This is a genomic window from Mycolicibacterium sp. XJ662, assembly GCF_053484035.1.
In genome coordinates this window covers 1-314 of sequence record NZ_JBEFTL010000037.1, presented here as the reverse complement: position 1 = coordinate 314, position 314 = coordinate 1, and the positions used below count along the sequence as shown (strand labels likewise).

General features: G+C 66.2%; 1 protein-coding gene. It reads right to left on the bottom strand.

The window, feature by feature from the left end; all coding sequences use genetic code 11:
- A partial coding sequence (locus tag ABQE93_RS27070) for a DUF222 domain-containing protein (protein WP_448411981.1) occupies window positions 1–314 on the bottom strand: 314 nt, incomplete at both ends.

Genomic DNA, 314 nt, shown 5'->3' with positions numbered 1-314 from the left:
CCGATCATCAAAAGTCGTATCGGCAGCGCGTTTGAGCGCCGCATACACCCCCACCCCCTGGCTCACCGGCAACAACGCCGTCACATAGGTCATCGCATCCGGGGCCGGACGCGTCGTCACGCTGCGGTCCTTTTCGGCCCTGCCCGCCCGATCGACCACCGCCTGCGGATCGAGCCGATAGGCGACCTTTTTGGCTTCGGCTTTCACCCGCGCATCGCCCATCCCCTCCAGACCGGCCAGATCAGCACACAACTCGGCGTCCAAGGCCCGCCGGTCCTCGACAGTCAGCCACGCCGACTCGGCCACGATCAACG